Raw genomic sequence first — 25,889 nt, 5'->3', positions numbered from 1 at the left:
ACAAGAATGCACGAATCGCCTGGGCGTTGTTGGCGCACGGCCGGGACTACGAGGCCGATTACGGAGCGACTACGGCTTGAACACGGTGTAGCAATACAACGACGACGAACTTCCGAGGAGAATCTACCGATTGCTCGGGCAATCATGACGTGATGGCGAGACAGGTCAGACCGTGACCAGGACACCCTGATGAGAGTTTCGCACTTCGAGTCCATTTCACTGATAAGGGCCCGGTCAGCGTATTCCATCAGGGACAGGGGCGGGTAGCCTCGATCAAGGTCCGGTTCCATGGCTGCAATCTCCACCTTCTCCGCCTCCATCGAAATGAATGCTTGGCAAACCGGGGCGACCATCTATGCTCTCAGTCGACGGTGATGACGATTTTCCCGGTGGATTTTCGGCCCACGACCTCATGCAGGGCGTCGACCGCCTGTGCCAGCGGATACGTCGCCGAAACGTGCGGCCTGATCGCGCCGTCGACATACCATTGAACGAGGGTACGGAAACTGCCGATCATCACTTCGGGATGCAGTTCGGCGTAGGCCGGCCAATTGACCCCGATTACATCAACATTCTTGACCAGCAGATGGTTGGCGGGAACCTGCGGCACGGAGCCGCTCGCGAATCCAATGATCAGGATCCGCCCCTCGAATGCCATGCTGCGCAGCGACGCGGTGAATGAATCCCCACCGACCGGATCGTACACCACGTCGGCGCCGCGCCCGTTGCTCAGTTCCCTGATCCGCAACCGCAGGTCGTCGCTGGCATCGATCAGGTGGTCCGCGCCCTGTGCGCGAGCCGCCTCCAGCTTGGCACGACTGCTCGCGGTCGCAATCACCGTCGCCCCCAATTGCTTGCCGATGGCAACTGCGGTCAGCCCGACACCGCCACCGGCCCCATGCACCACCAGCAGCTCTCCCTTCCGCAACCGCGCCCGGTGCGCCAGGGCGACGTGCGAAGTGCCGAAAACGACCGGGAAGGCAGCCCCGTCGACCCAGGGCATCGCCGCCGGCATCCGCAGGCAACGCGTCGCGGCTACCACGACCTGCTCGGCGTAGCCGCCGTGCGGCGTGATGGCGATCACTCGATCGCCTTGCGCAAATTCGTCCACGCCGGCACCCAGTTCCAGCACTTCGCCGGCAACCTCGAAACCAGGACTGAAGGGCAGTTGCGGCTGCACCTGATACTGGCCACGGGTGATCAGACCATCGGCGAAGTTGATCCCGCAGGCGCGCACTCGCAGACGCACCTGCCCCGCTCCGGGGCATGGATCAGGAACTTCGCTCAGGCGCAAGGCGGCAGGGCCGCCGAGTTCCTGGCAGACGATGGCCTGCATGGCGGGAGCCCTCGTTTCACAAGTTTCCCTTCTCCATCACGAAGGAGGAGGAGGGAGTTTACAGTTCCCCGATGCGGACCAGACGCGGTGGCGCGACGCTCGCCACCAGCGCCTGCCCACGCTACCGACTACTCGCCGATGATCTTGCGCACGACGTCGGTCATCGAGAGCACGCCGACCGGCTGGCCATTTTCGGTGACCACCAGGCGATGCATCCGCCGTGCAGTCAGCAGGCTGACCGCCTCGCTCAAAAGCATATCGGCGTCGCAGGTGGCGCAACCCGGGGTCATGACTTCCCTGGCCAGCATCGATCGCGCCTGATCCGGAGTCCGGCCCTGCCGCGCCAGCACCATGTCGGTCTGCGACACGACGCCCACTGCCTGTCCCTGGTCATCCATCACCACGACCGCGTGGATTTCCTTGTCCACCATGATCTTGGCGACCGTTCCGACGCTATCGTCCGGCGTACAGGAGATAATGCCCAGATGCATCAGGTCGCGCACCTTGGTACCGTCGTCGGCAACGGTCAGCGCTTCGCCCTCGGCGATGCTCGGCAGCGGTACGGACATCGGGTACGGCGCGGGGGTCGTATGCACGTCGCCCTTGGGCAAGGTCGGATGCACCATTGCCACCGGGGGCTTGCCGCTGGCTCCAAGACCGAACTCGGTGGCGCCGATCAGCACGGACATGTTGCCGTGCGGGTGCTTGTTGTCGTGCATCAGTTGGTGGGCCAGTGGCAACTCTTCGTAGGTGAAGACACGCGACATGCACGGATCGAGCAAGCCGCGCAACGCCAATTCGTTCATCTGGTTGGCCTGCTCCGTATTCGCGAAGTGCGATCCCTGCAGACGCTTCTGTCGCATCCAGAGGTAACGCAGATCGACCGTGGCATTGTACCCGGTAGTGCCGGCGCAGACGACGACCATGCCGCCGGTCTCGCAGACGAAAATCGAACTCGGGATGGTGCTCTCGCCCGGATGCTCGAAAACGATATTCGGTGCCCGCTTTTCGCCGAGCACTTCCCAGATCTTCGCGCCGAACGAGCGTACGCCTTTCAACCACTTCGCGTAACCTGCGCCATCCTTCCAGTGCGGCAGCATTCCCCAGTGATCGAAGTCATTGCGATTGATGCAGCCTTTTGCGCCCAACTTCATGCAGTAGTCGAACTTGTCCTCGCCCGACACCATCGCCACCGAAGTGGCACCGACCGCCTTGGCGATCTGAATCGCCATCGAGCCCAGACCCCCGGCGCCGCCCCAGATCAGCGCGACATCCCCTTTCTTGATCGAACTGGCGCCCCAGCCGTGCAGCATCCGCCATGCGGTAGCCGCGACCAGCGTATAGGCTGCCGACTCCTCCCAGTTCATGTGCTTGGGCTTGGGCATGCACTGCTGCGCCTGTACCCGGGTGAATTGGGCGAAGCTGCCATAATTGGTCTCATAGCCCCAGATTTTGAACGACGGCGAGTACATCGGGTCACCCCCCTTCTTGACCCACTCGCAGTTTCGGCTGTATTGACCGCAATGCATCACGACTTCGTCGCCTACCTTGACGTTGGTCACGTCCTTGCCAACCTTATAGACGATCCCCGATGCGTCGCTGCCGCCGATATGGAAGTCTTCGGGTTCCCCGCCCTTGTTGCGGGCAGCGATCACATTGACCGGAATACCCAGTGCCGCCCAGACGTTGTTGTAGTTGATACCCGCCGCCATGACATAAACCAGCACTTCATCGTCGGCGATGGAGGGCGTATTCACCACCTCCTTCTGAAACGCCTCGGTGGGCTTGCCAAAGCGATCCTGGCGGACCAGCCAGGCATGCATCTTCTCCGGCACTTCTCCGAGGGGAGGTTTCTCGCCTAACTCATACAATTGCTTGCTCATCAGGATGCTCCTTTTTGGTTGGACTGCTCGGTCGGCTTACCGACATGAATCGGGAAAGAATTTGCTTGCGCAGGCGCTCGTATTCTTCGAACTGGTTCAGTACACCCTTGCTCAGACGCTCGGCGACAGCGGTGCGGCCACCGGCCAGTTCTAGGCCGAAAGTTCCAAATTCCTCTTTCAGCAAGCGCACTACCCAGGCGCTCTGATGACGGGCGCGCAGCTTTCCCAGTAATCCGGCATTGGTGAGAAAGCTGCGATGCCTGTCGAAATGGTCGCGGAATTGCTCGATCCCGGTGCTCATTGCCGCGCTCACCAAGCACACCGGGTAATCCCAGTCGGCCCGGCGGTCCTGCCGCGATGCGCTGCGCGCGATTTCGGCAGCGGTCTTGCGCGCGGCAGCACCGAGGTCCGACTTATTGACCGCGAAGATATCCGGGATTTCGATGATCCCCGACTTCAAATACTGGATCGTGTCGCCCGAAGCTGGCTGCGCCACGTAGCAGACCGTGTCGCCGATTTCGGCGATATCGATTTCGGTCTGCCCGACGCCCACCGTCTCGATCACGACGATGTCGAAACAGGTCAATAGCAGCCAACTCATCGGCCAGACCTCGGTCGCCACGCCCCCCAACTGATTGCGGTTGGCCAGCGAGCGGATGAACAAGCCTTCATCATGCGACGAATTCTTGATACGAATGCGATCTCCGAGCAAGGCCCCGCCTCCCAGTTCGGGGCGGCTCGAGGGATCCACCGCAAGCACCGCAACGCTCCTGCCGGAGGAACGCCATGCCCGAATGAGTGCCGAAACCAGCGACGACTTGCCCGCACCCGGCGGGCCGGTGATCCCGATCAGGTGGCCGGCATCGAGCCAGTGCTCTCCGGACAGCGATGCCAGCAGCCGCGCCGAACGGGAACGCGCTTCGGCAAGCTTGTTGTCCAGCAGATTCAGGCCGCTGGCCACCGCCGCCCGCTCGCCGCGCAAAATGCGCAAAGCCAGCTGCTCGGGATCGGGAAGCTTGACTTGCGTCATGGATCTGTCAGGGTCGCGGGCCGAGCCGTTGCAGTCCGTTGCATTCGCGGATCACATCCACCATGTCCACCATGATGGCATTCAGATTGAAGTCCTTGGGGGTGTAGACCGCGCGCACCCCGAGCGCCTTCAGTCTTTCGGCATCTTCTGGCGGAATGATCCCGCCGGCGATCACCGGCAGGTTCCCGAGATCCCGCGCATGCAGTTCCCGGAGGACCGCTCCCGCCAGTTCCATGTGGCTTCCCGAGAGGATCGACAGGCCAACCAGGTGCACTCCTTCCTCCTCGGCCGCCTGGGCAATCTGTTGCGGCGTCAGCCGAATGCCGTCGTAAACGACCTCGAAGCCAACGTCCCTGGCTTTCACGGCGACCTGCTCGGCACCATTGGAATGCCCATCCAGTCCGGGCTTGCCGACCAACAGTTTCAGCGGACGACCCAATGCGCTGCCGGTGTCGGCTACCCGTTCCCTGAGTTCGGCAACCAGGTCCTTCTGGCCAAGCACCTGGCGGCTGTCAATGGCAATGTCGATCCCCGTCGGCGGCCTGAACTCGCCGAAAACCGCGCGCAGCGTGTCGCCCCATTCGCCGGTGCTGACTCCCGCCAGCGCGCAACGAATCGAACTCGGCATGATGTTTTCGCCAGTCTTGGCGGCATCGGCGAGTCCCTGCAGGGCGGCACGAACGTCGGCATCGTTGCGGCTTTTTCGATGCGCCTGCAGGCGCTCGATCTGCCCACGCTCGGCGGCCGGATCGATCTTCATGATCGCCCCGTCGGTGCCCCCGGTCAGCGGCGATTCGGCGGTTTCCTGAAAGCAATTGACCCCGATGATTTGCAGATCGCCAGACTCGATGGCACGCAAGCGGTGCATGTGGCTTCCCACCAGTTCCCGCTTGATATAGCCGGACTCGATCGCCGCGATGATTCCGCCCTGCTCCTCGACTTTCTCGATCTCCTTCTTCGCGCCTTCGATCAAGTCGGCAACCTTGGCAGCGATGACCGGCGACCCGTCGAGAATATCCTCGTATTCTAGCAAGTCGGTTTCGAATGCCATCACCTGCTGCATCCGCAGCGCCCATTGCTGATCCCAGGGGCGCGGAAGTCCCATGGCCTCGTTCCATGCAGGCAACTGGATGGCACGCGCTCGCGCCCGCCTGGAGAGCACTACCGCCAGCATTTCGAGAACGATTCTCTGCACGTTGTTTTCCGGCTGTGGCTCGGTCAGGCCCAGCGAGTTTACCTGCACGCCGTAACGGAAGCGACGCAGCTTCGGATCGTCGACCTGGTAGCGGGTCGCCGTCAGTTCGTCCCACATTTCGCCGAACGCCCGCAACTTGCAACATTCTTCGACGAAGCGCATGCCGGCATTGACGAAGAAGGAGATCCGCTCGACGACCTGCGGAAAGGCAGCCACCTCGATCTCGCCGGAAGCCTTGACCGTGTCGAGCACTGCCATAGCGGTGCACAGCGCATAGGCCAACTCCTGAACCGGCGTCGCGCCCGCCTCCTGCAAGTGGTAGCTGCAGATGTTCGTCGGATTCCACTTCGGCACATGCCGGACCGTGTAGTTGATCGTGTCGGCGATCAGACGCATCGACGGACCCGGCGGATAGATGTACGTGCCGCGCGAGAGATACTCCTTGATGATGTCGTTCTGGGTGGTGCCACTCAGTTTTCTCGGATCGATTCCTCGCCGTTGCGCCAACCCGATGTACAGCGACAGGAGCCATGCCGCAGTGGCGTTGATGGTCATCGACGTGTTCATCTGGTCGAGCGGAATCTGATCGAACAGTTGATCCATGTCCCCAATGTGCGAGATGGGCACCCCGACCTTGCCGACCTCGCCTCTCGCCAACGGATGGTCAGCGTCGTAGCCCGTCTGCGTGGGCAGGTCGAAAGCCACCGAAAGCCCAGTCTGGCCCTTGGCGAGATTGGTCCGATAGAGGGCGTTGGACGCTCTGGCCGAACTGTGACCGCTGTAGGTCCGCATCAACCAGGGCTGATCGCGCTTTTTCCGGGAAGAAATCATGACTGTCCCCTTTTTCTGATCAAGAGACGTCTCTCGATCTCAAAAATCTTGCCGTCGATCTTCTCCTTGTCCATCTCCTTCTTGTCGTTCTCCTTGATGAACAGGTCTGCGCCGTACTTCGCAAGCGCGCTGGACGCGCTGACGTTCTTGACGCCGATCAACTGGAAACTGACGATGCCGAATTTCGCCGACAATTCGCCGGGAGCATCTTCGACAGCCAGCACCCGAGAGAGGGCTGCAACGGTGTCGCCGCCGATCGACGGCTGGGTGTGATACCCCTCGGTAAAGCCGAGCTCCCAGACGCTGTTTTCACTGACGTCGCGGCTGGCCAGGCCGTCGAGCCAAGCAAAAACCAGACCGCCATAAACGATGGGGTCGCCGCTCATCTTGCCCGACAGGCCGGAACTGAAAATCCGGTCGAAATGCAGCGGATGCGTGTTGCCCACGGCATAGGTCAGCGGCAGATGCTCATCGGTGATCGTTCGGCCGTTGGCATGCACGATGATGTCGCCGACTGCAAAATCCTCGAAACAGGAATTGGGACCGGTCAACCCGGAGGGCATCCGTTCCGGGAAGCGCGGCAGAACGACCTCCGCATCATCGACCCAGGGGAAAGGCGGCATCACGTCCGACCGGGGCAAGGGTGTGGTCGCCGGGCGGTCACCCTGCCCGGCAACCATGATCTTCCGTTCGTATTGCAGCACCACCTCTTCGTTCTGGTTGATGCCAAGCGTCCGGATGGTCACGATCCCCGGCTTGCCGGCACCGCGCTCCTTGCGATCGATCACCTTGGTGAGCGAACGGATGGTATCCAGCTCGTGCACGGGTCGCAGAAACCGGGCATCGTAATAACCAAGGTTGGCCATCGCCTTTTCCGAATCGTTCTGCACCCCCAGCGAGAGAACCACATTGAACACCATCTGGGGTGACGCCAGCAGACCCGAAAATCCGCTGGCCTTGGCATACTGTTCGTTGAGATACAACGGATTGCACTGCATGTAGGTCCGCGCAAATGCTTCCATCTGGGCGCGGAGAAAGGTGAAGCCGCGGGGGTGAACGAACACCTGGCCGGGAACGAACTCCTCCAGATAGCGACCATAATGAGGATACCGGACCTTTGCGAGGTCTACCTGCACTGTTTTGGCCAGTTCGACCTGCGCTCGGAAACGAATTGCCTGCGACATGGATTCATCCTTTTCGCGTGACGCTGGGGGCACCCGCCGCCCGTCCTAGACAGCGTCGATGAGGGAGCGCGCGATCACTTTCAGAGCCAATGTTTCTTCGGCACCTTCGAATATCGACAGCACACGGGCATCGAGAAAATAGCGGCTGACCGGCGATTCCTCTGCGTAACCCATGCCACCGTGTATCTGCATCGCTTCGCGAGTCAGCCACTCGGCGGTTCGACAGGTAAACAGCTTCACCATGCTCGCTTCCATCTGACCCAGCCCCTGGTCCATCAAACGACCGACGGCGTAGGTGAACTGGCGGGAAACCGTCAGCAGCGTCGCCATGCGCGCCAGCTTGACGAGAGTCAGTTGAAATTCGCCGATCGGTTTTCCGAAAGCCTTGCGCTCCTGGGAATACGAAACCGCCCGCTCGAACGCGGCCTGCATTACGCCGATGGCGCGTGCAGCGGTTTGAATGCGGCCGCCAGCGAACCCAGCCATCGTGAAGTAGAAACCCTTCCCTTCCCCCTCCGGTCCGCCCACCAGATTCTCGTCCGGCACGAACACATTGTCGAAGAATACCTCGTAGGAATGCATGCCACGATAACCGATGGTCGAAATCGCGCGGCCACTGAGCACGCCGCCCTGCGCCTGACGATATTCGAAATCATGACCGTCATACGAATCCTTTTCGACCAGAAACATGCTTAGCCCCTTGTGGCCGAGCGAGCGGTCAGGATTCGAGCGCGCGAGAACGAGCAGCACGCCGGCCTTTCCTGCCATGGTGCACCAGGTCTTGACGCCGTCGAGCAGCCATCCGCCCTCGCACTTCGTCGCCTTCAGACGCATCGCCGCGACATCGGAGCCGGTATCCGGCTCGGTCACGGCGATGGCGCACAAGGGCTGGCCACTCGCGACCAGCGGCAACCATTTTTGCCTCTGCTCCTCGGTGCCCCCCTTGAGCAACGCTCGACTGAGAATCTCCGGCCGCGTGATCAGGCTGCCGGCCGCGCCGAGCGAGCCGCGCGAGAGCTCTTCGGTAACGACGATCATCCCCGTGTTGTCTTCATGGTCGTCACTCTGGAGACCGCCGTATCTCTCGGGGACCGACAACCCGAAGCAGCCCATTTCTGTCAATTGGTCGAGAATCTCCGGCGGAATGATCCGGTCTTCCCGATGGATCTCCTCGGCCAGCGGCATGACGACGTTGGTGGCCAGCTTGCGGAACGCGTCCTGCATCATCGTGGCGTGATCGTCCAGCATGTACGCGCCGCTGGCACCATTGCGTGCGATCACTTCTCTGCCCAGTGATTCCAGATTGCCGGCATCGAGCTGGCTCTGGCAGAAGCGACTGACGGCCGTCGCGGCAAACGGCGCCAGATTCGAGTCGTCGAGCCCGAAGCTCTGTGGTCGCGCCCGCAAGCGATTGTGGATGTTTTGCAAGGCTTCGGCGCAGAACACTCGCGCCATCCGCTCCTCCAGACAGCTCCCGTCGGCAACTGGCGCAACGGCAGCCACCTGACGCGCATATTCCACGGCAAAACGTGCGGCGGTCGATTCCGCCGCACACCAGGCCAGGTCAAAGCTGGCCATTTGGTGCTCGTCGAGTTTCTCGTTCGACACCCCCTTGCCGCCGGCACATTCCCGCTTTACCCAGGTCAGCGCCTGTCTGAGTACCGCATCGGCTGATTCCAGATACTGCAGCGACCCCAGCGTGTCGCTGTTGACCTCAGTCATGATTGATTCCTTTCTTCACAAGCGATCGACCACCACTGCTCGATGGCTATTTCTTGGCCCGGTTATTGACGATGCGAACGAACGAGCGGGAGCGCAGTTCGTCCAGGGTGATTCCCGTCGCCAGAACCTCCTGCTCGGTGATGGCTCCGCACGCCATGCCGCGCAGAAAAAAGTTCAACAACCCCTGGCCGGTCGCCGCGTCGTCAAAGGTATTGCCGACCAGCGTCGCCTGCGCTGCCTTGTTGAGGAAAGCGTTCAGCCGGACCGAAGCATCCTGCAGACCGCTGAGGAAAAAGGTATCGACCGCTGCGTAGCGCACCGGCAATTGCCCCGGATTCAGATCCCAACCCTGATAATACGCGTGCCGCATCGAGTGCATGATATTGTCGTAGTGCAGCTTCCAGGCGCCGTGTACCACGGCGCGATTCTCGTCCATCTGCTGCGGGGAAAGGGCGGCATCCTTGGCAGCCTTGTGGGGTCCGATCGGCATGCTGGTGGTGGCGCCGTCACTGATCGTCACGCCGGTGCCTGCCAGACTGACCTGCAACACATGGCGGGCGAAATCACAGGCGGGGTGGGTGTGACTTTGGTGCGCGGCCGTGATGTTGCACGACGCCGTATAATCGTACGTCCCGAAAATGGCCGAGCGGCAGCGGCCTCCGGCGGCAGCGACGAGCAGCGGAACCGTGTTTTCGCCCCGGTGGTTGATGATCGACTGGGTGGTTTCGATCATGATTTCCATTTTTAGCGAACCCTGCGGAAAACCCAGCCGGCTTTCGAGATTCTCCAGGACCTTGGCGCAGGTGGAAACCTGCGTCGGGGTGACCACCTTGGGCAGCGTGACAATGAAATTCTGTGGCAGCCTGCCACCGGTCTTCTCCGCCAATCGGGTCAGGAATATGTCGAGGGTACGTATCGATCGCACCTTGCACTCGTCAGAAAACGTCTTTACCCGAATGCCGATGAATGGCGACAGCAGATTCTCGCTCATGCCCTTGGCAACTTCGTCGGCAGCGGATACGGCATGGCTATCCTCCTCGTCATCGGGACGATTGCCATAGCCGTCCTCGAAATCGATGCGATTGTCCTCGATCGGTTCGGTTTGCAGCTTCTTGACGACACGGTTGAACACGGTGAACGCCAGCCAGGCAGCCGGCTTGATCTGGCGCACCTGCTCCGGACTGGTTTCCAACGCACGCGTCAGACTGTCCAGATAGACCGGATTGGTCGGCAGCGTCTCGGATCCGGGCAGGCCAAGAACGCGTGCAAATACGTTGTAGGTCGGTGCATAGGTGTCGAGAGTCTTCAGAGCAACCTCACCCAGTTTGCTGGCGAAGCTCGCCTTGAACAGATTGGCGCCTCCGTAAACCGTGTGGACCGGCTGTCTCTCGAACGAATCGGCAGGATAATCCGCACGGAACACCGCATTGGAGTCGTGCAGCTCGCTGTAATAGGCATTCAATTCGTCATGGGTCAGAGTGAGCTTCATGTGTTGCCTCCTGATCGTTGCCAAAAACACATTCTTGTCGACATCCTGCTGATTTCCGGCCGCTCCCACCACGGTCACCGCCGACGGCCACGATCCGGTCGCAGGGAATACCGGCTTGGAGCACGACCGCCCGCGCAAAGGACCCCGGGCCAGAAAGGCTCGGTCGGACACGGCCAGCGGGAATCGGCCAGCAGGAAAAAGCATGCGCCATTGGGCGACGCCCGCCTGTGTTCGTAGCCAATCGGGCAAACGAGCGCGCGACGGCAATCGCGGTCGACGACTGCGGGCCGGAACGCACCCCAGTCGCTGAAAGATGGGTAGGAAACAGCTCAGCGCGAGAACGCTGGCCTCGAATCGGGCTTGCCGTGCACGAGAAGGGCACTGCCTCGTGCGCCAGCCGGGCCTTGCCTGCATCGTCCCGCCTGAAGGCCTGTCTCGACTGTTTCCCAGTCCGCATGGACGGCATTTTCACGCCTTGACGAGCGATCAGCGAACCGCGGGGTGCCCTCCTGCGAACGCTCGACCGCCGCGCCTCGCCCGCGATCACGTGGGCCGGCCGCAAGTCGTCGGGATGGACCAGCGGAGTCCTGCGCTGCGCGTAGCCCCTGGCACGGGAGCCCCACACCAGGACGCATTGCTGAACCACGGCTGCCCTCCCCTTGGTCACTGCCTGCCCACCGCATTGCGACGAGCCAATTCCGAATTCTTCGCAGCACTCGGGCCGCGCCTTCGGCTTGCCGATCGCGCTGCCGAGACGTCCGCTTGCAGCCCGTGCGCACCGTCTCGGACCACTGCAAGCGGCCGTTCCGACCGCTTGCGAACCGCCCACCGGCGCTACCCGATCCGCATCGAAAGAAGTGCGTCGTCCGCGTCGGTCCGTCTGACGGCATCCTCGGCCTGCCTCGCCGCGACACTTGTCGCGGCGACATGAGCCCCGATCATTCTAGTCCTTCGCGCGGACCACTCGCAAGCTCGATTGGGTGTATTTGCAGGGCCATTTTGCCTACACCGAAAAAGGGCAATGCAGTTAACCCGGTGCCGCCCCAGCAACCGAACAGCCACCCGTCTTCGGCCTGCGGAAAGGCCGGGAAAGAGGGAGGTGATGGCGGGCCGCTATGGCGCCGAGAGTTCCGCGTCCGCGCTCATCGCCGTCATACCATCTGGCGCTTGTGCCTCCAGACAGAGGAGACCGTCGCCGCCGGAGGAACACACGACACGAAACGGAGCGAGATCGAAGAGGGGCGCCAGTCCGCGAAAACGGAATGTCTGGACCGGGTGTTGCACGTGCTGACGCACGAGTTCCATCAGCAGGACGGCAGTCAACGGTCCGTGCACCACCAGCCCGGGATAGCCCTCTTCTTCGATCGCATAGGGCCGATCGTAGTGAATGCGGTGTGCATTGAAGGTCAGTGCCGAAAAGCGAAAAAGCAGCATCGGATCGGGTCTCACTACGCGCGCCCACGCCCCGGAAGGAAGCTGCGGCCAGTCGAGCACGCGCGGACGGTCGACCGCTGGCCCGGGCTCGCGGTAAACGATGTCCTGCTCCTCTTCGATGCACAATTGGCCCGCCTGCAGGAAGCTGTAGAGAACCGAGACGAAGGCGAGCGCGCCGGAGCGTCCCGACTTCAGCCGGATGTCACGAATGACTGCTTTCCGACGGGCCGGCTGGCCAATCAGCAAAGGACGATGGAAGCGCATGCGCGCACCGGCAAACATCCGTCGCGGATAGGGAATCGGCGGCATGAAACCGCCGCGTTGCGGATGCCCATCTACTCCGAGCATCGTTTGCTGCACGCGGGGAAGGAAGTAGAACCACTGCCACAAGGGCGGCAATGCGCTTCCCGGCGCGAAACGAGTGGCGGGATCGTCGAGCATCGCAGCCGCGGCCAGTGCTGGTGCGAGACACAGGTCATCGTCGATGACCTCCTGGCGACCGATCCAATTCGCGTAGTTTGCGTCAGTCATGGGGAAGATCCTTTCGAGGACTCGGAAAAAGCTTTGTCAAGCAATGCGCAGCATACGGCCAAACGCTCGTCGCCGCACGCAGCCCCGGTTGATCTGCAACTCGATCCAGATTCATGCGCCAAGTGGGCGAGTTTGCCGATATACTAGCCCGCTTGTGTCGGCGTTCGGTCGCCTGCAATCGGCATCTGTCCAGGCTTGTCGATCGCTTCAGGCGATCGACTGGCAAACGAGACGTGCGCTACGAAAGATTCCGCATCGGCATGTACCCTGCTCCACTCGACCTTGTCGCAAGCGGAAGAGGACTTGCGATACGTCTGCGATGAGCGCCGACGCTGCAGGAGAAGAAAATGGATGGAATTCTCAAGGGCCTGCGCGTCGTCGAAGGTTCCGCTTTTGTCGCTGCACCGCTGGGAGGAATGACGCTGGCCCAGCTCGGCGCAGACGTCATCCGCTTCGACCCCCTCGCCGGCGGACTCGACCATCACCGCTGGCCGCTCACGCTGGACGGCAAACACAGCCTCTTCTGGGCAGGACTGAACAAGGGCAAGCGCTCGATCGCAGTTGATTTTCGCAAGCCGCGCGGGCAGGAATTGTTGACCCAGCTGATCTGTGCGCCAGGTGAGAACGCCGGCCTGTTCAGCACCAATTTTCCCGCCAAGGGCTGGCTGGCCTACGAAGCGCTGCGTGCGCGACGACAGGACCTGATCATGATCAACCTGACCGGTCGTCGCGACGGCAGCTCGGAAGTCGATTACACGCTGAACCCGCAGATCGGGCTACCCTTGATGACCGGGCCGAACAGTTCGCCGGAAGTGGTAAATCACGTGTTTCCGGCGTGGGACTTCATCAGCGGCCAGATGATCGCCCTCGGCCTGCTCGCCGCCGAACGGCATCGCCGACTCACTGGCGAAGGACAGCTCGTGCGTCTCGCGCTGAAGGATGTGGCACTGGCAATGATCGGCAATTTCGGCATGATTGCCGAAGTGATGGTCAATGACAGCGACCGGCCGCGCCAGGGCAACTATCTCTACGGCGCTTTCGGTCGCGACTTCACGACGCTCGACGGCAAGCGTCTGATGGTCGTCGGTCTCACCGACATGCAGTGGCGTTGTCTGAGCCAGGCCACCGGCCTGCAGGAGGCTTTCGCCGCGCTCGGCGTCCGGTTGGGTCTGGATCTCGGCGATGAAGGCAATCGCTTTCGCGCCCGACAGCAGATTGCGGCCCTGCTCGAGCCATGGTTCCACGCCCGCACCCTCGCCGAGGCAGCCGCCATCCTCGATGCCCACCGCGTTTCGTGGGGCCCCTATCGCAGTGTGCGCGAAGCCATCGCCTGTGACCGCGATTGTTCGATCGACAATCCGATGTTTGCCATGACCGAACAGCCCGGCATCGGCTCCTACCTGATGCCCGCGACGCCGCTCGATTTCGGCCGTGTGCCCCGCCTGCCGGCAAAGCCGGCGCCGCGACTCGGCGAGCACACGGATCAGATTCTGCTCGACATTCTCGGCTTGAGCGAAGCCGAGGTTGGTCGCTTGCACGACGCGCGCGTCGTCGCGGGGCCAGACTGACAATTGCCGCCGACATTCGCGGCGCAGCGAACCGCCGCGCATAGACCAGGGGAAACCACCATGAAACTGCCAGTACACTTCTACAAACCGCTCGCCATCGGAGCGCCACAGCCTCTCCGCGAACTGCCCGTGCGGCCGGAACGAATGATCCACTTCTTTCCGCCACATATCGAGAAGATTCGCGCCAAGGCGCCAGAAACCGCCAGGCAGTGCGATGTCATGTGCGGCAATCTCGAAGATGCCATCCCGATCGAAGCCAAGGACGCAGCGCGCGCCGGCTTCATCGAGCTGCTGGCCGGCCATGATTTCGGCGACACCGCAATGTGGGTGCGAATCAACGCTCTGAACAGCCCCTGGGTGCTCGACGACCTCGACCAGATCATCGGGCGCGTCGGCAACAAGCTCGATGTGATCATGATCCCCAAGGTGGAAGGCCCGTGGGACATCCATTTCGTCGATCAGTACGTGGCGCTGCTCGAAGCGAAGTACGCGATCAGGAAGCCGATTCTGCTGCACGCCCTGCTCGAAACGGCACAGGGAGTGACCAATGTCGAGGCAATCTGCGCCGCCAGCCCACGCATGCATGGGCTGAGCCTGGGTCCGGCCGATCTGGCGGCTTCGCGCGGCATGAAGACCACCCGGGTCGGTGGCGGACATCCGGGCTATGGTGTGCTCGCCGATCCGGGAGAGAACCAGGGAGGCGGCCCCGGCGAGCGTGCATTCTTCCAGCAGGATCTCTGGCATTACACTGTCGCCCGCATGGTCGACGCAGCGGTCGCGCATGGTCTGCGCTCGTTCTACGGACCCTTCGGCGATCTGAAGGATGAAGCAGCATGTGAGGCGCAGTTCCGCAATGCATTCCTGATGGGCTGCAGTGGTGCCTGGTCGCTGGCACCGAACCAGATCGTCATCGCCAAGCGCGTGTTCAGCCCCGACGTCAAGGAAGTGCTGTTCGCCAAGCGCATCCTCGAGGCGATGCCCGACGGCAGCGGCGTGGCAACGATTGACGGCAAGATGCAGGACGATGCCACCTGGAAGCAAGCCCGCGTGATGGTCGACCTCGCGCGACTGGTGGCCAGGCGCGACCCGGAACTGGCCGCCGCGTACGGCCTGTAGCAAGCGCACTCGATGGCACAAGGAGACACCATCCAATGAGCGAAAAGACCACGCTGGGCAACTTTTTCGAAGACTTCTCCATCGGACAGACGATCGTACACGCAACTCCGCGAACCATCACCGAGGGCGACGTGGCGCTGTACACGGCGCTGACCGGCTCGCGCTTTGCGTTCTCCTCGGCCGACACTTTTGCCCACCTGCTCGGCCTGCCGCGTGCGCCCGTTGACGATCTGCTCGCATTCCACATGGTCTTTGGCAGGACCGTGCCGGACATTTCGCTCAATGCCGTGGCCAACCTGGGCTATGCGGCCGGTCGCTTTGGTCACCCGGTGTATCCGGGGGACACGCTGAACGCCGATTCCACGGTGATCGGCCTGAAGGAGAACAGTGACGGCAAGACCGGCGTCGTCTATATCCGCTCCTGTGGAGTGAATCAGCGTGGCCAGATCGCGCTCGACTATTGCCGTTGGGTCATGGTGCGCAAACGCGATCCCGCTTCGCCGGCACCGGAAGCCGTCGTACCGGATCTTCCCGCCGCTGTTGCGGCCAGCGACCTGGTAGTGCCTAGCCTGCTCCGCATGGAGCAGTACGACACCGCACTCGCCGGCAGTCGCGAACTCTGGGAGGATTATTCGGTGGGCGAGCGCATCGACCACGTCGACGGCATGACCATCGAAGAAAGCGAACACATGATGGCCACCCGGCTGTACCAGAACACCGCCCGCGTGCACTTTAACCAGCAGGCGGAAAAGACCGGCCGTTTCGGGAGGCGAATCATTTACGGCGGTCACATCATCAGCCTAGCCCGCTCGCTGTCCTTCAACGGCCTCGCCAACGCCTTCACCGTCGCCGCAATCAACGGCGGCCGCCATGTCTCGCCGGCATTTGCCGGCGACACGGTGTATGCCTGGTCGGAAGTGCTCGAGCAACTGATCGTTCCGGGACGCAGCGATCTCGGCGCGCTCCGCCTGCGCACGGTGGCCACCAAGGATAGACCCTGTGCTGAATTCCCCTACAAGATGGCCGATGGCCGTTACGATGCGAGTGTGCTGCTTGATTTCGACTACACGGTGTTGATGCCGAGAAGGATGTAGGCGGATCGCCTCAGTGCAGAAAAAGGTCGCATGGTAAAGCGCGGGGAAGTGCTGCCGGGTGACCGTTGCCAACCCCGGCCCTAACTGGCGAGCGACCACCTGCCAGCCAACCAGCGACGAATCGTCATTCGGCATCATCCGCCCCGCGACGCAAGTGTCAGCGAACACGCCACTCGTTTTTCGTGCATATGACGAAGACATGCACGGGCGGCGCGCAGCCTGCGGTGGACCCAGAACCGACCACGGCGGCAACAGAAATTGCAAAAAGTTCGACCATACGCCGCGGTATCGTTGTTTTCATCGGACTTGAACTCAGCTATGCTGCGCGAACGTCGAAAGAACGATGTGAAATCATGGAGGAGTTATGTTCCAGGTCCGAATACACGGTCGCGGCGGCCAAGGCGTGGTCACGGCTGCCGAGATGTTGTCGATTGCTGCGTTTGAGGAAGGCCGCCACGCTCAGGCCTTTCCGAGCTTTGGTTCCGAACGTACCGGAGCCCCTGTCGTTGCTTTCTGCCGGATCGCCGACCAGGAAATCCGGCTGCGCGAACCGATCATGGAACCGGATGCCCTGATCATTCAGGATCCAACCTTGCTGCACCAGGTCGACGTCTTCGCCGGACTGAAAAAGAACGGCTACATCCTGATCAATACCAGCCGCACCTTCGACGAGTTGGGCCTCGGCGATTATGTCCGCGACTGGCCAAAGGAAAGGCTGTGCACGGTTCCTGCGACCGACCTCAGTCGCAAGCACGTCGGTCGCCCCATGCCCAACGTTCCGCTGCTCGCCGGCTTCGCCGCGGCATCGGCGATCATCAAGCTGGAGTCGGTCATCCAGGCGATCAACGCCAAGTTTTCGGACAAGGTCGCCAGCAACAACATCGCGGCCGCCAGCGAAGCGTATCAGTTCGTCCTTGACGAGATTGCAGGGGCGCGTCAGGAGGAGGCAGCACATGCTTAAACAGACCGAAGGTTCACACGCCGTCGCCGAGGCAGTAGCCCTTTGCCGACCCGAGGTCGTCTGCGCCTATCCCATTTCACCGCAAACGCACATCGTCGAAGGACTTGGCGAGATGGTCAAGGCCGGCGATGTCGAGAATTGCGAGTTCATCAATGTCGAATCCGAATTCGCGGCAATGAGCGTCGCCATCGGCTCATCTGCCGCCGGCGCGCGCACCTACACCGCCACCGCTTCGCAGGGCCTGTTGTTCATGGTCGAGGCGGTGTTCAACGCATCCGGGCTCGGCCTGCCGATCGTGATGACCGTGGCCAACCGTGCAATCGGCGCACCGATCAACATCTGGAACGATCATTCCGACTCGCTCTCGCAACGCGACTCCGGCTGGATTCAGTTGTTCGCCGAAACCAACCAGGAAGCGCTTGATCTGCACATCCAGGCGTTCAAGCTGGCGGAGGAGGTCAGCCTGCCGGTGATGGTGTGCATGGACGGCTTCATTCTGACGCACGCCTACGAGCGCGTGGACGTACCCAGCCAGGAACAGGTCGACTCTTTCCTGCCACCGTACGAACCCCGGCAGGTGCTCGATCCCAAGAATCCGGTGTCGATTGGCGCCATGGTCGGCCCGGAAGCATTCGCGGAAGTACGCTACCTCGCGCACGCCAAACAGATGCAGGCGCTCGAACTGATCCCGAAAATGGCCGAGCAGTTCAAGGCGGTATTCGGGCGCGAGTCGGGCGGCTTGACGCATTCGTACCTGACCGACGATGCCGACACCATCGTCGTGGCGATGGGCTCGGTGTTGGGAACGATCAAGGACACGGTCGACGAGATGCGCGCTGCCGGCGAGAAGATCGGCGTACTGGGAATCACTTCGTACCGTCCCTTCCCGATCGAGAGCGTTCGCGCGGCACTGCAGAATGCGCAACGCGTCGTCGTGCTCGAAAAGAGCCTGGCCGTCGGGATCGGCGGCATCCTGTCCACCGACGTTCGCATGGCCATGTCAGGGCTCCAGTTGCACGGCCACACCGTCGTCGCCGGGCTGGGCGGACGGGCGATCACCAGGAAGTCCTTGCGCGCCCTGTTTGCCAAGGCTGCCCGCGGCGAACTCGAACACCTCTCTTTCCTGGACCTCGACTGGAACGTGATCAACAAGCAGCTCGAACGCGAGCGCGCCACGCGCCGTTCGGGCCCGGCAGCCGAAAGCATGCTGCGCGACGTGGGCGTCATTGCCGCCCGCATTGGCTGAGGAACCCAACATGAGCTTCCAACCACTCCATTTCTACCAGACCGGCACGTTCACTGTCGGCAACCGCCTGCTGAGTGACAAAGACCGCACCGTGCAGGCCGACATCGGGCGCACCAATTCACTGAACTCGGGGCATCGCGCCTGTCAGGGCTGCGGCGAAGCCCTCGGTGCACGCTTCGCAATCGACGCGGCGATGAACGCCGCACGTGGTCGTCTGATCGCGGCCAATGCCACCGGTTGCCTTGAAGTGTTTTCGACGCCCTACCCGGAAACGTCCTGGCAGATCCCCTGGATCCACTCGCTCTTCGGCAATACGGCGGCAGTCGCCACCGGCATCGCCGCAGCGATCAAGGTCAAACGACAGAAAGGTGAAATGGGCGACGTGCGCGTCGTCGCCCAGGGCGGCGACGGCGGCACAACCGATATCGGTTTCGGCTGCCTCTCCGGAATGTTCGAGCGCAACGACGACGTCCTGTACATCTGCTACGACAATGGCGGTTACATGAATACCGGCGTCCAGCGCAGTTCGGCAACGCCGCCGGCAGCGCGTACTGCCACCACCATGCCGGTCGGCCCGGAACCCGGAAACGCCTTCGGCCAGGGCAAATTCGTCCCGGCAATCGCCATGGCGCACGAGATACCTTACGTCGCGACGGCTACCGTCGCCGGCCTGCACGACCTCGAATACAAGGTCACCAAGGCAATGGGCATGCGTGGCGCGCGCTACATCCACATCCTCGTTCCTTGTCCACTCGGCTGGGGAGCGGCGTCGCAGGACACCATCAAGCTGGCCCGCCTGGCCAAGGAGACCGGCGTCTTCCCGGTATTCGAAGCGGAGCACGGCGAAGTCACCGGCGTTCTCAAGATCCGCAGACAGCAGCCAGTCGAGGAATACCTGAAACTGCAGAAACGTTATGCCCACCTGTTCGGCAAGAAGCCGGCGGTGGAAACGATCGCCCGCCTGCAAGCGGCGGCCGACAAGAATATTCGTAAGTACGGACTGCTCGACCAGGAGGCGAACTGATGGAAAAACCTTTTGCAATCACCCTGGACCCGGGCTCTTCGTTAGCCAACCGCACCGGTTCGTGGCGTACCTCCCGTCCGGTATATGTCGATCGCTTGCCGCCCTGCAACAAGCAATGCCCGGCCGGGGAAGACATCCAGGGTTGGCTGTTCCACGCCGAGTCGGGTGACTACGAAAGCGCTTGGCGGCACCTGACGAGAGACAACCCCTTCCCGGCGATCATGGGACGTGTCTGCTATCACACTTGCGAAAGTGCCTGCAATCGCGGGCAGCTTGACGAACCGGTCGGGATCAATTCGGTCGAGCGCTTTCTCGGCGACGAGGCGCTCAAACGCGGCTGGAAACTGACGGCACCCAGTAGCGAAACCGGCAAGCACATTCTGGTCGTCGGCGCTGGTCCTTCCGGCATGTCGGCAGCCTATCACCTGCGCCGGCTCGGACACCGCGTCACCGTGCACGAAGCGGGTCCGCTGCTGGGGGGCATGATGCGCTTCGGCATTCCCAAGTACCGCCTGCCGCGCGATGTGCTCGAAGCGGAAATGCAACGGGTCGTTGACCTCGGCGTCGACGTGCAACTGAACAGCAAGGTCGAGAACATCCTGGACACGATGCAGGCGGGCAGATTCGACGCGGCCTTCCTGGCAGTCGGTGCGCATATCGGCAAACGTGCGATGATCCCGGCAGGTGACGCGGCCAAGATCATCGATGCCATTTCGCTACTGCGCAGCATGGAAGGAGAAGACAAGCCATTGCTCGGTCGCCGCGTCGTCGTGTACGGTGGCGGCAATACGGCCATCGATGTGGCACGTACCGCCAAGCGAATGGGTGCCGAACCGCTGATCGTCTATCGCCGCACTCGCGAGAAGATGCCGGCGCACGACTTCGAAGTCGAGGAGGCGCTGCAGGAAGGAGTGATGGTCAAGTGGCTATCGACCATCAAGCAGGCCGGCGACTCCTCGCTGACGATCGAAAAAATGGCGCTCGACAGCAAGGGCTTTCCCCAGCCAACCGGCGAATTCGAAACGATCGAGGCCGACTCGCTGGTTCTTGCGCTCGGTCAGGATGTCGATCTCGGACTGCTGGAGGGAGTTCCCGGCCTCGAGGTCAGCGACGGCGTGGTCAAGGTCGGCGCGAACATGATGACCGGCCATCCGGGCATCTTCGCCGGAGGCGACATGGTTCCCGCCGAGCGCAACGTGACCGTCGCCATTGGCCACGGCAAAGCGGCAGCAAAGCACATCGATGCGTGGCTACGTGGCGATCAGTACGTCGCACCAGCGAAACACGAGGTCGCCGCTTTCGAGAGGCTCAATACCTGGTACTACACCGACGCACCAAAGACCGTGCGTCCGATGCTCGACATCATCCGTCGCCAGTCGACCTTCGACGAAGTCCAGGGCGGACTCGACGAAAACAATGCCCTGTTTGAAGCACGTCGCTGTCTTTCCTGCGGCAACTGCTTCGAATGCGACAACTGCTACGGCGTTTGTCCGGACAACGCGGTGATCAAACTCGGTCCCGGCAAACGCTTCCAGTTCAATTACGACTATTGCAAGGGCTGCGGTGTGTGTGTCGCCGAGTGTCCTTGTGGCGCCATCAGGATGGAGGCCGAAGAAATCTGAGCGCCGCCGCATTGCGTCGCGCCCCTGACCGCTTTCACGACAGGGGCGCAAGAATCCCGTGAGCCGGCGCCGCTGGCCGGGTCACCAAATCTGGGGGCACTTCGGACCATCGGTTCGAGGTGTCCTTTCCTTGTTCCCTCACCCGCGAGGTATGTATGTCCACTGAAACAAAGAACGTCTACGTATTCGGTGCCGCCAGAACTGACGGCGACGCCAAGATGAAGAACCTGCTCGGAGGCAAGGGTGCCAACCTGGCGGAAATGTGCCGCCTGGGAATCCTGGTGCCACCCGGTTTCACGATCAGTACCGAGGTGTGCACGGTATATACCGAGCAGGGCCAGGACGCCGTGGTCAAGCTGATCGAGGCCGAAGTCCGGCAGGGCGTGGCCTTTGTCGAGCAGGAAATGGGCAAGAAATTCGGCGACCCCTCCGATCCGCTGCTGCTGTCGGTGCGCTCGGGTTCGCGCGCGTCGATGCCCGGAATGATGGACACCATCCTGAATCTCGGCCTCAACGACGAAGCGGTCGCCGGTCTGGCGCGCAAGGCCAACAACGAACGATTCGCCTGGGACTCGTACCGTCGTTTCGTCCAGATGTACGGCGACGTCGTCATGGGCTTGAAGCCGGTGTCGAAACAGGAACACGATCCCTTCGAAGTGGTCATCGACGCGCTCAAGGATAAGAAGGGAGTACAGCTCGATACCGAGCTCGATACCGACGATCTCAAGGAACTCGTGTTGCGTTTCAAGGGGCTGATTCGCGCCCGTGTCGGCCGCGATTTTCCGACCGATCCCTGGGAGCAGTTGTGGGGTGCGATCATGGCCGTCTTCCAGAGCTGGAACAACGACCGCGCCAAGGTCTACCGCGAACTGAACGACATTCCCGACACCTGGGGAACCGCGGTCAACGTCCAGGCCATGGTCTTCGGCAATCTCGGCGAGAACAGCGCCACCGGCGTCGCCTTCACGCGTGACGCAGCCACCGGCGAAGACCTGTTCAATGGCGAATTCCTGATCAACGCGCAGGGCGAGGACGTCGTCGCCGGAATTCGTACGCCGCAACAGGTCACGCTCGAGGGGTCGCGCCGCTGGGCGCAGCTGGCACTGGTCGACGAAGAGGAACGTCGCACCCGCTTCCCGTCGCTTGAGGAGCTGATGCCCGACATCTACCAGCAACTCCTGCACGCGGAAACGAAACTTGAAAACCATTACAGGGACATGCAGGACGTCGAGTTCACGATCCAGGAAGGCCGCCTGTGGATGCTGCAGACCCGCAACGGCAAGCGCACGGGTGCGGCCATGGTGCGCATCGCCATGCAGATGCTCAAGCAGGGAATGATCGACGAAAAGGAAGCTTTGCGGCGCGTGGACCCGGAACGCCTGAACGAGCTGCTGCACCCGGTATTCGACCCCACCGCCATCAAGAAGGCGCGCTCCATCGCGCATGGCCTGCCGGCGTCGCCGGGTGCCGCCGCCGGACAGATCGTCTTCTTTGCCGATGAAGCCGAGGAATGGGTACGAAAGGGACATGCGGTGATCCTGGTGCGTCAGGAGACCTCGCCGGAGGACCTGCGCGGCATGAGCGTCGCCAAGGGGATTCTGACCGCCCGAGGCGGCATGACCTCGCACGCCGCCGTCGTCGCACGCGGCATGGGCAAGTGCTGCATCTCCGGTGCCGGCGCGGTGCGCGTCGATTATCACGCGCGTACGATGTCGATCGGCGAAAAGACCTATCGCGAAGGCGACTGGATCTCGCTCGACGGCTCGACCGGAGAAGTGTACGAAGGCCAGGTGCCGACCAAGGAAGCCGAACTCACCGGCGACTTCGGCGCGCTGATGGAACTGACGGACCGCTACAAGCGACTTGGCGTGCGCGCCAACGCCGACACACCGGAAGACGCCAAGGTGGCGCGCAATTTCGGCGCCAAGGGGATCGGCCTGTGCCGCACCGAGCACATGTTCTTCGAGGGCGACCGCATCAAGGCAGTTCGTGAAATGATCCTGGCCGACGACGAAGGCGGGCGTCGCCGGGCACTGGCCAAGCTGCTGCCGATGCAGCGTGGCGACTTCGAGGGACTGTTCCGCGAAATGAGCGGCCTGCCGGTCACCATCCGCCTGCTCGACCCACCGCTGCACGAGTTCGTTCCGCACGACGAGGAAAACCAGCGGATCATGGCGCACGAAATGAACGTGCCGCTGGGCGTGATCAAGATGCGCGTCGACGATTTGCACGAGTTCAACCCGATGATGGGCCATCGCGGTTGTCGCCTCGGCATCACCTACCCGGAAATCACCGAAATGCAGGCGCGGGCGATCATCGAAGCGGGCCTCAACATGAAGGCCAAGGGTTTCGACGTCAAGGCCGAAATCATGATCCCGCTGGTGGGAACGGTCCGTGAATTCAACGCGCAAGCCAAGGTAATCCGTCAAACGGCGGCGGCGGTCTTCGCCGAACGCGGCGAGAAGCTCGACTTCCTGCTCGGCACCATGATCGAAACGCCACGCGCAGCCCTGATCGCCGACAGCATCGGCCAACAGGCGGAGTTCTTCTCGTTCGGCACCAATGATCTCACGCAGATGGCCATGGGCTTCTCGCGTGACGATGCCGGAAAGTTCCTGCCCAGCTATCTCAAGGACGGCATGTACGAGTTCGATCCTTTCCAGTCGATCGATCAGAAGGGCGTCGGTCTGCTGGTCAAGATGGCCGTCGAAAAAGGGCGTTCGGTACGCTCCGGAATCAAGCTCGGGGTCTGCGGCGAGCACGGCGGTGATCCGGCTTCGGTCGCTTTCTTCCATCGGACCGGGCTCGACTATGTGAGTTGTTCGCCGTTCCGGGTGCCGCTTGCCCGTCTGGCGGCCGCGCAGGCGGCACTCGACGACAGCAAGTAGGCGGTATCTCTGCCCCGGCCGCGCCCGCCAGCGAGCACGGCCGATCATACCTCGCACCCCGGGCTCTGCCCGGGGTGCGTGCTTTTCGGCCGAGTGCGCTCCTCTGCAAGCCGGGCATCGTGCCCCGCGGAAGCTGCCTCTGCTCCGGCCACCCGCATCGTCGCGGCAGACCTGATCCGCAATCGCATTCCCACTCACTGACGAATGAACTTCCAACTTCTCGCCAGCGATGGCACAGCCCGTCGCGGCCGTATCACCCTCGCACACGGCATCGTCGAAACCCCCGCCTTCATGCCCGTTGGCACCTATGGCACGATCAAGGCGATGACCCCGCGCGACCTGATCGAAACGGGCGCACAGATCTGTCTGGGGAACACCTTCCATCTCTGGCTGCGGCCCGGGCTGGAGGTGATCGCCAGTCACCGTGGCCTGCACCGCTTCATGTGCTGGAATGGCCCGATCCTCACCGATTCGGGCGGCTTCCAGGTGTTTTCGCTGGGTGCGCTGCGCAAGGTGACCGAAGAAGGAGTCAGGTTTCAGTCGCCGATCAATGGCGACCGCCTGTTCCTGACGCCGGAGGAGTCGATGCGCATCCAGCGTGTCCTCGATTCGGACATCGTCATGATTTTCGACGAGTGCACGGCGTACCCAGCCAGCCACAACGAAGCCGCCGCGTCAATGCGCCTTTCCTTGCGCTGGGCGCGGCGTTCGCGCGCCGCGCACGACCGGCTCGACAACCGCAACGCCTTGTTCGGGATCGTGCAGGGCGGCATGTATGAAGACCTGCGGGACGAATCGCTGGCCGGACTGATCGACATCGGTTTCGACGGCTTCGCCATCGGCGGACTGTCGGTCGGCGAGCCGAAGGAGGACATGGCGCGGATTCTCGCCCACACGACGCCACGCCTGCCAGCGCACAAACCGCGCTATCTGATGGGCGTTGGTACACCGGAAGACCTGGTGGCTGCGGTAAACGTCGGAATCGACCTCTTCGACTGCGTCCTGCCAACGCGCAACGCGCGCAACGGTCACCTGTTTACCCGGCACGGCGACGTCCGTATCCGCAACGCGAGGTACAGGAACGACCCACAGCCGCTTGACGAGGGCTGCGCGTGCTACACCTGCCAGAATTTTTCACGCGCCTACCTGCATCACCTCAGCCGCATCGGCGAGATCCTCGCGGCGCAACTCGGAACCCTGCACAACCTGCACTATTATCACCAGCTGATGCTGGAACTGCGTGACGCGATCCGCAGAGGCAATCTGGCGGAGACAATTGCCGGCTTCCACTACGCGCGCGAGCAGCAACGCGAAGCATAGTGTTAGAATGACAAGTTTGATTAGAATATTTTGCCTGAGGAGACCGACGTGCTGATCAGCACCGCCCACGCTCAACAAGCTGCCGCTGCAGACCCCATGGGTGGCTTCATGCAGTTGCTGCCGATCATTCTGATGTTCGTTGTCCTCTATTTCCTGATGATTCGCCCGCAAATGAAGCGTGCGAAGGAGCACAAGGCGCTGATCGAAGCGCTGGCCAAGGGAGACGAAGTGGTCACCGGCGGCGGTATTGCCGGTCGCATTACCCGTGTCAGCGACAACTTCCTGACGCTCGAAGTCGCCGAGGCAGTCGAAATCCAGGTACAGAAGCAGGCCGTCACGTTGGTTCTGCCAAAGGGTACGCTGAAAGCGCTCTAACCCACTTGACGGCCGCTCTTCGCATGGCGGCCTCGCCTTC

The 25,889-nt window shown here is 62.1% G+C and carries 18 protein-coding genes and 1 pseudogene; 10 read left to right on the top strand and 9 right to left on the bottom strand.

Annotated features, from left to right (window positions below):
* Positions 1 to 361 precede the first annotated feature (361 nt).
* The 9 genes and pseudogenes from NFV80_RS02845 to NFV80_RS02805 all read right to left on the bottom strand — a co-directional run bounded on the left by NFV80_RS02845 (position 362) and on the right by NFV80_RS02805 (position 12,635).
* Positions 362 to 1,336 (bottom strand): NADPH:quinone oxidoreductase family protein, encoded by a 975-nt coding sequence (locus NFV80_RS02845; protein ID WP_295326489.1) that lies wholly within the window; start codon positions 1,334 to 1,336, stop codon positions 362 to 364.
* Positions 1,337 to 1,464: 128 nt separating this feature from the next.
* Positions 1,465 to 1,827: a CBS domain-containing protein gene (locus NFV80_RS02840; protein ID WP_295326546.1), complete on the bottom strand. Its 363-nt coding sequence runs from the start codon at positions 1,825 to 1,827 to the stop codon at positions 1,465 to 1,467.
* Between the two features lie 159 nt (positions 1,828 to 1,986).
* Positions 1,987 to 3,219, bottom strand: a pseudogene (gene ccrA / locus NFV80_RS02835) (crotonyl-CoA carboxylase/reductase); the annotation flags it as partial.
* Positions 3,200 to 4,249, bottom strand: coding sequence for an ATP/GTP-binding protein (locus NFV80_RS02830; RefSeq protein WP_295326491.1), 1,050 nt, complete (start codon positions 4,247 to 4,249; stop codon positions 3,200 to 3,202). The pseudogene ccrA and the gene NFV80_RS02830, both read right to left, overlap by 20 nt.
* 7 nt (positions 4,250 to 4,256) lie before the next feature.
* The gene (locus NFV80_RS02825) at positions 4,257 to 6,275 is read right to left on the bottom strand and encodes a protein meaA (protein WP_295326493.1); all 2,019 of its coding nucleotides are present in this window, start codon (positions 6,273 to 6,275) and stop codon (positions 4,257 to 4,259) included.
* Positions 6,272 to 7,459, bottom strand: a complete 1,188-nt coding sequence (locus tag NFV80_RS02820; RefSeq protein ID WP_295326495.1) for a MaoC family dehydratase — start codon at positions 7,457 to 7,459, stop codon at positions 6,272 to 6,274. The genes NFV80_RS02825 and NFV80_RS02820 overlap by 4 nt, the downstream gene beginning before the upstream one ends.
* 45 nt (positions 7,460 to 7,504) lie before the next feature.
* Positions 7,505 to 9,181, bottom strand: a complete 1,677-nt coding sequence (locus NFV80_RS02815; protein WP_295326496.1) for an acyl-CoA dehydrogenase family protein — start codon at positions 9,179 to 9,181, stop codon at positions 7,505 to 7,507.
* A 46-nt stretch (positions 9,182 to 9,227) separates the two neighbouring features.
* On the bottom strand, positions 9,228 to 10,670 hold the full coding sequence (locus tag NFV80_RS02810; protein ID WP_295326498.1) for a phosphoenolpyruvate kinase: 1,443 nt from the start codon (positions 10,668 to 10,670) through the stop codon (positions 9,228 to 9,230).
* 1,113 nt (positions 10,671 to 11,783) lie between these two features.
* Complete coding sequence (locus NFV80_RS02805) at positions 11,784 to 12,635, bottom strand: acyl-CoA dehydrogenase (RefSeq protein WP_295326499.1); 852 nt, start codon at positions 12,633 to 12,635, stop codon at positions 11,784 to 11,786.
* Positions 12,636 to 12,982: 347 nt separating this feature from the next.
* On the opposite strand from NFV80_RS02805, the gene NFV80_RS02800 reads away from it, so the two are divergent.
* The 10 genes from NFV80_RS02800 (at position 12,983) to yajC (ending at position 25,849) form a co-directional block, all read left to right on the top strand.
* Positions 12,983 to 14,203: a 2-methylfumaryl-CoA isomerase gene (locus tag NFV80_RS02800; protein WP_295326501.1), complete on the top strand. Its 1,221-nt coding sequence runs from the start codon at positions 12,983 to 12,985 to the stop codon at positions 14,201 to 14,203.
* Positions 14,204 to 14,263: 60 nt separating this feature from the next.
* Complete coding sequence (locus tag NFV80_RS02795; RefSeq protein WP_295326503.1) at positions 14,264 to 15,319, top strand: CoA ester lyase; 1,056 nt, start codon at positions 14,264 to 14,266, stop codon at positions 15,317 to 15,319.
* A gap of 35 nt (positions 15,320 to 15,354) precedes the next feature.
* The gene (locus NFV80_RS02790; protein WP_295326504.1) at positions 15,355 to 16,413 is read left to right on the top strand and encodes a MaoC family dehydratase; all 1,059 of its coding nucleotides are present in this window, start codon (positions 15,355 to 15,357) and stop codon (positions 16,411 to 16,413) included.
* A gap of 364 nt (positions 16,414 to 16,777) precedes the next feature.
* Positions 16,778 to 17,374, top strand: a complete 597-nt coding sequence (locus NFV80_RS02785) for a 2-oxoacid:acceptor oxidoreductase family protein (RefSeq protein ID WP_295326506.1) — start codon at positions 16,778 to 16,780, stop codon at positions 17,372 to 17,374.
* Positions 17,367 to 18,620, top strand: coding sequence for a pyruvate ferredoxin oxidoreductase (porA, locus tag NFV80_RS02780; protein ID WP_295326508.1), 1,254 nt, complete (start codon positions 17,367 to 17,369; stop codon positions 18,618 to 18,620). Before NFV80_RS02785 ends, porA begins: the two co-directional genes overlap by 8 nt.
* A gap of 10 nt (positions 18,621 to 18,630) precedes the next feature.
* Positions 18,631 to 19,644, top strand: a complete 1,014-nt coding sequence (locus NFV80_RS02775; protein WP_295326510.1) for a thiamine pyrophosphate-dependent enzyme — start codon at positions 18,631 to 18,633, stop codon at positions 19,642 to 19,644.
* Complete coding sequence (locus tag NFV80_RS02770) at positions 19,644 to 21,266, top strand: NAD(P)-binding protein (protein ID WP_295326512.1); 1,623 nt, start codon at positions 19,644 to 19,646, stop codon at positions 21,264 to 21,266. Before NFV80_RS02775 ends, NFV80_RS02770 begins: the two co-directional genes overlap by 1 nt.
* 155 nt (positions 21,267 to 21,421) lie before the next feature.
* Complete coding sequence (gene ppdK, locus NFV80_RS02765) at positions 21,422 to 24,154, top strand: pyruvate, phosphate dikinase (protein ID WP_295326513.1); 2,733 nt, start codon at positions 21,422 to 21,424, stop codon at positions 24,152 to 24,154.
* Between the two features lie 204 nt (positions 24,155 to 24,358).
* Entirely contained in the window at positions 24,359 to 25,474 is a 1,116-nt protein-coding gene (tgt, locus tag NFV80_RS02760) for a tRNA guanosine(34) transglycosylase Tgt (protein ID WP_295326516.1), read from the top strand.
* Between the two features lie 48 nt (positions 25,475 to 25,522).
* Positions 25,523 to 25,849 (top strand): preprotein translocase subunit YajC, encoded by a 327-nt coding sequence (gene yajC / locus NFV80_RS02755; RefSeq protein WP_295326518.1) that lies wholly within the window; start codon positions 25,523 to 25,525, stop codon positions 25,847 to 25,849.
* Positions 25,850 to 25,889: the final 40 nt, after the last annotated feature.

It is taken from the genome of Accumulibacter sp. (genome assembly GCF_023806565.1).
GTDB lineage: Bacteria > Pseudomonadota > Gammaproteobacteria > Burkholderiales > Rhodocyclaceae > Accumulibacter.
Note: the sequence above shows the minus strand (reverse complement) of the source record. Positions and strands in the feature narration are given on the sequence as shown.